At 69.3% G+C, this 8,965-nt stretch carries 8 protein-coding genes; 4 read left to right on the top strand and 4 right to left on the bottom strand.

From position 1 onward, the window contains the following. Positions 1-437 precede the first annotated feature (437 nt). From FG154_RS15910 to recR, 3 genes are read left to right on the top strand one after another with little or no spacing between them, the layout of a single operon-like run. Positions 438-2,183, top strand: coding sequence for a DNA polymerase III subunit gamma/tau (locus FG154_RS15910; protein ID WP_145110044.1), 1,746 nt, complete (start codon positions 438-440; stop codon positions 2,181-2,183). Between the two features lie 12 nt (positions 2,184-2,195). Further along, the gene (locus FG154_RS15905) at positions 2,196-2,540 is read left to right on the top strand and encodes a YbaB/EbfC family nucleoid-associated protein (protein WP_011907576.1); all 345 of its coding nucleotides are present in this window, start codon (positions 2,196-2,198) and stop codon (positions 2,538-2,540) included. A gap of 1 nt (position 2,541) precedes the next feature. Next, a complete protein-coding gene (gene recR, locus FG154_RS15900) occupies positions 2,542-3,141 on the top strand; it encodes a recombination mediator RecR (protein ID WP_145110041.1) in 600 nt (199 codons plus the stop codon). A gap of 39 nt (positions 3,142-3,180) precedes the next feature. On the opposite strand, the gene opgC is transcribed toward recR, so the two are convergent. Further along, the gene (opgC, locus tag FG154_RS15895) at positions 3,181-4,401 is read right to left on the bottom strand and encodes an OpgC domain-containing protein (RefSeq protein ID WP_145110038.1); all 1,221 of its coding nucleotides are present in this window, start codon (positions 4,399-4,401) and stop codon (positions 3,181-3,183) included. A gap of 197 nt (positions 4,402-4,598) precedes the next feature. After that, on the bottom strand, positions 4,599-5,354 hold the full coding sequence (locus FG154_RS15890) for a DUF1013 domain-containing protein (protein WP_145110035.1): 756 nt from the start codon (positions 5,352-5,354) through the stop codon (positions 4,599-4,601). Between the two features lie 121 nt (positions 5,355-5,475). Between FG154_RS15890 and FG154_RS15885 the strand changes: the two genes are divergently transcribed. After that, positions 5,476-6,096, top strand: coding sequence for a ribonuclease T2 family protein (locus FG154_RS15885; RefSeq protein WP_145110033.1), 621 nt, complete (start codon positions 5,476-5,478; stop codon positions 6,094-6,096). Between the two features lie 250 nt (positions 6,097-6,346). Here the strand turns inward: FG154_RS15885 and FG154_RS15880 are convergent, their stop codons facing one another. Further along, on the bottom strand, positions 6,347-6,865 hold the full coding sequence (locus tag FG154_RS15880) for a lipocalin family protein (RefSeq protein WP_145110030.1): 519 nt from the start codon (positions 6,863-6,865) through the stop codon (positions 6,347-6,349). Positions 6,866-6,939: 74 nt separating this feature from the next. Then, positions 6,940-8,958, bottom strand: coding sequence for a M3 family metallopeptidase (locus FG154_RS15875; protein WP_145110027.1), 2,019 nt, complete (start codon positions 8,956-8,958; stop codon positions 6,940-6,942). Between the last annotated feature and the right edge of the window lie 7 nt (positions 8,959-8,965).

Raw genomic sequence — 8,965 nt, 5'->3', positions numbered from 1 at the left:
CCCATGCGCAAAACGGCTTGACCGGAACGGCCCCGTTACCGAAGTCTGGAGCCTAATCCACTGCCCCACAAGCCGCCGCTTATGCGCCTTGATCGCATCAAGGCGACAAGAGTTGATTCCGCACGCCGAGATTCGGCCATTTTAGAAAATGCACCAAGCAACCGCGCCCGCGCCCGAGACCGAGACCGAGACCGAGACCGGCGAACCTCGGAGCGTGCAGCTGAACATGATCAATCTGTTGCTTGGCGCCCTTGGAGGGTGCCGCCGGGGCGGCACTGGTGGGTCAGCCCTCACCACATGCCGGTTCCCCGGGTGAGGATAGCGGTGCGGTTCCATCGGACGTCGTCCGCTTCACGGCGCGGCGGCGGGCCCCTTCGGGTGGACGTTGCGCGTTTGGGGCCCTAATCTCGCTCCGTCCCCGAATCCGCCGAGGCCCGATGTCCGACACACCCGAGCAAGGCTACCAGGTCCTTGCCCGCAAATACCGTCCGCAGACCTTCGCCGACCTGATCGGGCAGGATGCGATGGTGCGCACGCTGAAGAACGCCTTCGCCGCCGACCGGATCGCCCATGCCTTCGTGATGACCGGCGTGCGGGGCGTGGGCAAGACCACCACCGCGCGGATCATCGCCAAGGGGCTGAACTGCGTCGGCCCCGACGGAAACGGCGGACCGACCACCGAACCCTGCGGGGTCTGCGAAGCCTGCCGCTCGATCGCCGAGGGCCGGCACGTCGATGTCCTGGAGATGGACGCGGCCTCGCGCACCGGCGTGGGCGACATCCGTGAGATCATTGATTCGGTGCACTATCGCGCGGCCTCGGCGCGCTACAAGATCTACATCATCGACGAGGTCCACATGCTCTCGACCAGCGCGTTCAACGCGCTGCTCAAGACGCTCGAGGAGCCGCCGGCCCATGTGAAGTTCATCTTCGCCACCACCGAGATCCGCAAGGTGCCGGTCACGGTGCTGTCGCGCTGCCAGCGGTTCGACCTGAAGCGGATCGAGCCCGAGGTCATGATGGCGCATCTGGCGAAGGTGGCCGACAAGGAAGGCGCGCGGCTTACGGCCGACGCGCTCGCGCTCATCACCCGCGCGGCCGAGGGATCGGTGCGCGACGCGATGAGCCTGATGGATCAGGCCATCGCGCACGGCGCGGGCGAGACGACGGCCGATCAGGTCCGCGCGATGCTGGGCCTTGCCGACCGGGGCCGGGTGCTCGACCTGTTCGATCTGGTGATGAAGGGCGATGCGGCCAGCGCGCTGGCCGAGCTTTCGGGCCAGTATGCCGATGGCGCGGACCCGATGGCCGTCCTGCGCGATCTGGCCGAGATCACGCACTGGATCTCGATCATCAAGATCAGCCCGGACGCCGCCGACGATCCGACCACGCCGCCCGACGAACGCAGGCGCGGCCTCGAGATGGCCGAGCGGCTGCCGATGCGGGTGCTGACCCGCATGTGGCAGATGCTGCTGAAGGCCATCGAGGAGGTCTCGCTGGCGCCCAACGCCATGATGGCGGCCGAGATGGCGGTGATCCGCCTGACCCATGTGGCCGATCTGCCCGACCCCGAGGCGCTGATCCGCAGGCTCCAGTCCGAGCCGCGGCCCTCGGGTCCGGGGGGCGGTGGTGGGCTGCAGGCAGGGCTGCCGGCCGCGGCGCCGATGGCGCGGATGCAGGCCGCCGCGCCGCGCACCGCCGCCCCTGCGCCGCAAGCCTCGGGCGCCGCCACCGCCATGGCGCTCGCGCCCGGCGCCGTCCTCTGCCAGAGCTTTGGCCAGATGGTCGAGCTGATCCGGCAGAAGCGCGACATGAAACTGCTTTACGAGGTCGAGACGGGCGTGCGGCTCGTCCGCTTCGCCCCCGGCCGTATCGAGTTCGAGCCGGCGCCCGATGCCGCGCCCGACCTGGCCGCCCGGCTTTCGCAGCGTCTGCAGGGCTGGACGGGCACACGCTGGGGCGTGTCGGTCGTCTCGGGCGGCGGCGCGCCGACGCTGGCCGAAGAGCGCGACAAGGGGCGCCTTGAAGAAGAGGCGCGGGCACTGGAAAACCCGCTCGTGCAGGCGGTGATGGCCGCCTTTCCGGGCGCGCGGATCGCCGAGATCCGCAAGCTCGAGGAACAGGCCGCGGCCGAGGCTCTGCCCGAGGTCGAGGACGAGTGGGACCCGTTCGAGGACAATTGAGAGGAGCAACGAATGCTGAAGGGTTTGGGCGGTCTTGGCGACATGGCCAAGATGATGAAGGCCGCGCAGGGATTCCAGGAGAAGATGGCGCAGCTGCAGGAGGATCTCGGCAGCATGACCGTTGTGGGCGAGTCCGGTGCGGGCCTCGTGCGCGCCACGGCGACCGCCAAGGGCGAGCTGACGGGTCTCGAGATCGACCCCTCGATCTTCGTGGCCTCGGAGAAGGAAGTGGTCGAGGACCTGATCCTCGCCGCGATCAAGGACGCGCAGTCGAAGGCCTCCGAGCGGGCCAAGCAGGAAATGGGCAAGCTGACCGACGGTCTCGGCCTGCCGCCGGGCATGAAGCTGCCCTTCTGACATGGCCGAGGCCCCGGGCGACATCGAGCGGCTGATCGAGCTGATGGCGCGCCTGCCGGGCCTCGGGCCGCGCTCGGCCCGCCGGGCCGTGCTTGTGATGCTGAAGAAACGGGGGGCCGTGATGGCCCCTCTGGCGCAGGCCATGGCCGAGGTTGCGGCCACGGCGCGCGACTGCGCCCGCTGCGGCAACATCACCAGCGCCGACCTCTGCGACATCTGCCGCGACGACCGCCGCGCCACGGGCGAGCTGTGCGTGGTCGAGGATGTGGCCGACCTCTGGGCGCTCGAGCGCGCGGGCGTGTTCCGCGGCCGCTACCATGTGCTGGGCGGGGTACTCTCGGCGCTCGACTCGGTCGGGCCGGACGAGCTGCGCATCCCCCGCCTTGCCGAAAGGGTGCGGGAGGAGCGCATCTCCGAGGTGATCCTCGCGCTCAATGCGACGGTGGACGGGCAGACGACCGCCCACTACATCGCCGACGTGCTCGCGCCCTCGGGCGTGCAGGTCACCTCGCTTGCGCAGGGCGTGCCGATCGGCGGCGAGCTGGATTATCTCGACGACGGCACCATCGGCGCGGCACTTCGGGCGCGCCGGAGGTTCTGAGGGCCGCCGCCCCGCCGGGCGGCCGCCCCCTCGCCCGGCCTAGCCCCGTGACGGCACGAGCCGCGACACCGTCCCGTCCACCGGCCGCTGCATCCAGCGCACGAGGCGCTGGAATCCGGTCGCGACCTTGCGCCAGATCCCGCTCGCATCCGCGGCGACCGGCGTCATGAGCCGCAGGAAAAGCCAGCTCTGCCCCATCATGATCGTGAAGAACGCAAGCGCAAGCGGCAGGCCATCACCGATCGCGGGGACCCTCTCGGGCGCCAGATAGAGCAGGATGTTGCCGAAGGCGAAGGTGAAGAGGCTCGTCTGCCCGAAGAACAGCAGGGGTTTGCCCCAGCGCCGCCCGAGCCGGTCAAAGAGCATGACCGCAAGCATCACCTCGATCAGCGTCACGGTGAGGCCGACGGAGCCGTAGAGCGGGTGATTGTCGTTCCGCAGGCTCATGTCGGCCAGCGCGGCCAGGGTGGCGAAGGGCGCCTGCCAGTTCCACATCAGCGCCGAGGCTGTGCCGGCCGCACCCAGCATCAGCCCGAAGATCAGCCGGCCCTCACGCCGCGTCGATCCCTCGGCCGAGAGAAGGAGGCGGACGCCACGCCCGAGGATCATCCCGGCCGCGACCAGCGCCAGCCCGTGCAGCACCGAGGGGCCGCCCGCTTCGCTCGTGCCGCCGTAGAGGAAACTGGCGGGCTTGAGCAGGTAGTCGTGGCCGAAGACGAGCGGCGGCTCGGGCAACCGTGCGAGCAGGGGATAGGCGGCCGGAACCGCCACCGCGAACAGAAGCAGCGGGCTCATCCCGTGGCGGCGCCGCACACGCAGCAGCAATGGCGCCGCCAGCAAGGCCAGCGCGTAGAATTTCAGGATATCCGTGTAGGGCGTCACGCCCAGCATCAGGAGGCAGCGGATCGTATAGCCCGGCGACGACCCGCCCGACACATGGAGCGCGACCACCGACAGCGCATACAGCAGGTAGCATTGCAGCGCCCGCGTCCAGAGCCGGCGTGTCACGGCCTGCTCCGCGCCCGGGACGAAGCGCGGCGCGTACACGATCTCGAGCATGGCGCCGAAGAGGCAGATGAAGGTGACGGGCGCGGTCTGGATCAGGAAGCGCGTCAGCGTGGTGGCGGTGCCGGGGAAGGCTGAAAACACGTCGAACTCGATAAGGGCGTGGCTCAGCATCACCAGCATGATCGCGAAGGAGCGGGTGACATCCACGCCGTTGATGCGCGGTGTCGAGCTTCGGGAGATGGTGGTTGGCATGGTCGGTCCTGCACGGGAGGCGACTGCCCGGCGCTCGACCGGCGGCAGCCCCCAAGGCGGAAATGGCAATGTGTCGTCAATGCGGCACGATCAAAAGCGAACAGCCGCCCGAGGCGGCTGTTCGTGTCCTCGCCCATCGAACGAGTGAGATCAATCACAAATTGTCCGGCATCGCCCTGCCGGCGACGGGCCGCCGGTCAGCGGCGGGGATCCTCGTCCTCGTCCTCGTCCGCATCATCGCCGTGCGGCAGGTTGAAGAAGGAATCGGCGTCCGAGAAATCCGCAGGCCGCTTTTCCTCTTCGGCGCGGCCGAACTGCTCGAGCCCCGCCAGGCCCGACGGCATCCGCGGCTCGTCCGGCATCGAGAGCGACTGCTCGGTCGAGACGAGCTTGCGGCGCTCGTCATCGCTCATCACCACGCCCTCGGCGGCCTTGCGGCGGGCCGCCTGCTGCACCGCCGTGTCAAGCTCGGACTGCCGGCAGAGACCCAGCGCCACCGGGTCGATCGGCTGGATCGAGCCGATGTTCCAGTGCGTCCGCTCGCGGATCGACTGGATGGTGGGCTTGGTGGTGCCGACAAGCTTGGCGATGGCGCCGTCCGAAAGCTCGGGGTGGAACTTGACGAGCCACAGGATCGCCGCCGGCCGGTCCTGCCGCTTGGACAGCGGCGTATAGCGCGGGCCGCGGCGCTTCTCCTCGCCGACGGCGGCGGGATTGAACTTGAGCTTCAGCCGGTAGAGCGGGTCCTTTTCGCCCTTCTGGATCTCGATCTGGTCGAGCTGGTTGTTGGCCACCGGGTCGAAGCCCTTGACCCCGGTCGCCACATCCCCGTCGGCGATGCCCTGCACCTCAAGCTCGTGCATGCCGCAGAAGTCCGCGATCTGCTTGAACGAGAGAGTGGTGTTGTCGATCAGCCAGACCGCGGTGGCCTTGGACATCAGCGGCTTGTTCATCGGGCGATCCTCTGCAAATCTTGACCATGCCGGGAAAACGGCTGCGGCCTGGCCGCGTCTTCTCGTTTTCGGGAAGTTCACGCTGGCATATACTGCCGATCCGCAGCGAGGGGAAGTAAAAATGCGCATCCTGGCTGTCATACTCGCACTGGGCGCGGCACCGGCCCTTGCCGATCACGACCGGGCGGGCGACTTCACCCACTACATCCTTGCCCTCAGTTGGGAGCCGACCTGGTGTGCGCTGGAAGGCGAGGCCCGGGGGGCCGAGGAATGCAGCTGGGGCCGCGGCTTCGTGCTGCATGGCCTCTGGCCGCAGCGCGAGGAAGGCTGGCCGGCCTATTGCCTGACGGTCGAGCGCGACCCCTCGCGGCGCGAGACGGACGCCATGTCCGACCTGATGTCGCCGGGCCTTGTCTGGCACCAGTGGAAGAAGCACGGCCGCTGCGCCGATCTACCGCCGACGGACTACTTCGCCCTCATGCGCGAGGCCTTTGCCCGCGTGACCGTGCCCGAGCCGCTGCGACAGCTGGAGCAGGATATCTCGCTGCCGCCGCGCGTCCTCGAGGAGGCTTTCACCGAGGCCAATCCCGGGCTGATGCCCGACGGGATCACGATCACCTGCGAAGGCGGCCATGTGCAGGAGGTGCGGGTCTGCCTGACGAAGGACCTCGAGTTTCGTGCCTGCGCGTCGGACGCGCGAAGGGACTGCCGTCTGCCGGTCGCGATGATGGACCGGCCGTAGCGACCGGAGCCGGCGGCCGGGGGCGCTGCCCCCGGACCCCCGGGATATTTGGACAAGAGTGAAGGCCGCAGCGGTGGCAGGCTGTGGCGTGGGGGTGCTCTCGGGAGAACCGGTGGAGGGGGTCTCCGGGCGCTTGTGATCACCGTCTGTCGATACACGGGCCGCCTTCCGCGGCAGCGCCGCCTGAGGGGGTTCGATGCCCCCGAGGGCGGCTCCGCCTGCCGGTCCGGGTGATGGCCGGGCGTTGCCCTCAGCGATGGTCCATGCGCTGAAGCGCGGCGGCGTCGTAGCCGCTCCGCTCGAAGAGGTCGCGGGCCGCGCGCAGTTCCTCGGGTCCGATCCGCGGGTCACGGTGCAGCACCCATCCGGCGATGCGCGTCGGCGTGCCCACCACCAGCGTCCGCCCGTCGCGCGACTGCCCGAGGATCCAGTAGTCGCCCCCGAAGGGCACGCCTTGCAGATCCACCGTCAGTCGGGCCGGTGCCACCACCCGCGCCGTGCCCGAGACCTGACGCACCGTGCCGTTCACCTCGCAGCGGTTGGTCAGGGCGATGGTCCCGTCCGGCAGCGGCCGGTATTCCGCGGTCGTCCGGCGACAGCCCTGCTGGAAGGGCGCGGGATAGCTCGCCACCTCGTACCACAGCCCCGCGATGTCGGCGGGCTGCACCGTCGGATCGAGGAAGAAGGGCGCCCCCAGCCAGCGATCCGAGGGCACGTGCCGCTCGCAGGCCGCCAGAGCGAGAAGGGCAAAGAGGGCCATACCTTTCATCGGTAACTTCCTTGTCCAGTTGCCGCGTTGCCGGGTGCAGCCTTCAATGGCCGCGCCCCGTCCGTCCTGCCGCCTCAGGCGGCGTCGAGCAGTCCGCGGCCGCGAAGCAGCGCCTCCACCCCGGGCATCCGGCCGCGGAAGGCGGTGTAGAGCGCCTCTGCCTCATCCGAACCGCCGGCCGACAGCACATGCCGCTCAAGCCGCCGGGCCATCTCGGGGCTGAACGCGCCCCCCGCCTCCTCGAAGGCGGCGAAGGCGTCCGCATCCATCACCTCGGACCACATGTAACTGTAGTAGCCCGCGGAATAGCCGTCGCCAGTGAAGACATGCGCAAAGTGCGGCGTCGCGTGGCGCATACGGATCGCCCGGGGCATCCCGAGGCCCTCGAGCACTTCGGCCTGTCGCGCCATCGGATCGGCCGGGGCCTCGCCTTCATGGAAGGCCAGATCCACCATGGCCGACGAGATGAACTCGACGGTCGCAAAGCCCTGGTCATAGGTCGAGGCGGCGAGCAGCCGTTCCCGCATCGCGGCCGGCATCGGCTCGTCCGTCTGCCAGTGGCGCGCGTGCCGTTCCAGCACCTCGGGCACCTCGAGCCAATGTTCGTAAAGCTGGCTCGGCAGTTCGACGAAATCGCGCGCGACCGAGGTGCCCGAGATGTAGCCGTAGGTCACGTCCGAGAGCATCTGGTGCAGCGCATGGCCGAACTCGTGAAAGAGCGTGCGCGCATCGTCCCACGACAGCAGCGCCGGCTCGCCCTTGGCGAAGTTGCAGACATTGACCACGATGGGCCGCACCTCGCCGCCAAGCTTGCGCTGCCCCCGCATGGTCGAGCACCAGGCACCGGAGCGTTTCGAGGCGCGCGCGAACCAGTCGCCGAGGAAGACCGCCATGTGCCGGCCCTCGCGCGTCACCTCCCAGGCGCGCACGTCGGGGTGGTAGAGCGGCACGTCGAGCGGCCGGAACTCCAGCCCGAAGAGGCGGTGGGCGCAGTCGAAGGCCGCCTCGATCATCCGCTCGAGCGGCAGGTAGGGTTTCAGCGCCGCCTCGTCGAGGTCGAACTCGGCCGCGCGGCGCTTCTCGGAGTAGTAGCGCCAATCCCAGGGTTCGAGATCGCCGTTGATCCCGTCGCGGTGCATCATCGCCTCGAGCACGACCCCGTCCGCCTCGGCCCGCGCCTTGGCGGGCTCCCACACGCGCAGCAAAAGCTCTCGCACCGCGTCGGGGGTCTTGGCCATTTCGGTCTCGAGCTTGTAGGCCGCAAAACCCGGATAGCCGAGGAGCTTCGCCCTCTCCTCGCGCAGCGCGAGTATCTCGGCCGCCACGGCGCGGTTGTCGGTGGCGTTGCCGTTGGCCCCCCGAGCAACCCAGGCCTCATAGGCGCGCCGGCGCAGCTCGCGCCGCGGCGAGAATTGCAAAAAGGGCACGATCAGCGAGCGGTTGAGCGTGACGACCGGCCCTTCGGCCCCGCGTTCGGCGCCCGCCGCGCGGGCGGTCTCGACCACGAACGCCGGCAGCCCCTCCAGATCCTCCTCGGCCAGCGGCATCATCCACTCGCGCTCATCGGCCAGCAGGTTCTGCGCAAAGGTGGTGCCCAGCACCGCCAGCCGTGCCTTGACCTCGGTCAGCCGCTCGGCCTCGGCCCCCTCGAGCCGGGCGCCTGAGCGCACGAACATCCGCCGGTAGAGCATCAGCACCCGCTCCTGTTCAGGGGTGAGGCCGAGCCCGTCGCGCTGCTGCCAGAGCGTCTCGATCCGCTGGAAGAGCGGGCGGTTGGTCACCACCTCGGAGGAGAAGGCCGACATCTTCGGCGCCAGCTCGCGCTGGAGCGCCTCGCGCGCGGCGTTGCTGTCCGCCCCGGCGAGGTTGTAGAAGACGCCCGCCACCCGGTCGAGCGTCTCCTCGGCCAGTTCCAGCGCCTCGATCGTGTTGGCAAAGCTCGGGGCGTCGGGATTGTCGGCGATGGCGCGGATGTTGGCGCGCGCCTCGGCAAGCCCCGCCTCGAAGGCCGGACCGAACTGCTCGTCGCGGATCTCGGCGAAGGGAGGCAGGGCAAACGGCGTGGTCCAGGGCGCAAGCAGCGGATGGGTCATGGCGGGT

It is taken from the genome of Cereibacter sediminicola (assembly GCF_007668225.1).
Lineage (GTDB): Bacteria > Pseudomonadota > Alphaproteobacteria > Rhodobacterales > Rhodobacteraceae > Cereibacter_A > Cereibacter_A azotoformans.
This window is presented reverse-complemented; position numbering and strand designations above follow the sequence as displayed.